The 477-nt window shown below is 52.6% G+C and carries 1 protein-coding gene; it reads left to right on the top strand.

Annotation, left to right across the window (positions count from 1 at the left end):
- Window positions 1-477, top strand: a 477-nt coding sequence (locus tag B2Z72_RS01375; RefSeq protein WP_297004031.1) for a 50S ribosomal protein L25/general stress protein Ctc, incomplete at both ends; no start/stop codon positions are given.

Genomic DNA, 477 nt, shown 5'->3' with positions numbered 1-477 from the left:
GCGAGCCGCCGCCTGCGTCGCGAAAACGGCGTACCAGCAATCGTATACGGCGGTAAAGCCGGCGGTAACGACCGTAAACCAACTGCTATCGTTCTGAAAGCAAACGAGCTGAACAAACTGCTGGAAGACGAAGCTTTCTACAGCAGCATCATCACTCTGAGCGTTGCCGGTAAAGATGAGCAGGTTGTACTGAAAGACCTGCAGCGTCACCCAGCCAAGCCAATGGTATGGCACGCTGACTTCCTGCGCGTGAACAAGTCCACCAAAATTAAAGCGACTGTTCCTCTGCACTTCGTTAACGAAGAAAGCTGCGTAGGCGTTAAACTGGGCGGTGGTAAGATCACTCACCAGATGACTGCTCTGGACATCATCTGCTCCGCTGGCGACCTGCCAGAGTTCGTAGAAGTAGATATGGCTGCAGTTGAAGTTGGCACTGTTGTTCACCTGTCTGAACTGAAACTGCCTAAAGGCGTTGAG

Origin of the sequence: Thalassolituus sp. UBA6592 (assembly GCF_002433655.1) — a bacterium.
Classification (GTDB): Bacteria; Pseudomonadota; Gammaproteobacteria; order Pseudomonadales; family Oceanobacteraceae; genus Venatoribacter.
The sequence above is the reverse complement of the archived record's forward strand: the minus strand, read 5'-3'. Positions and strand labels throughout refer to the sequence as shown.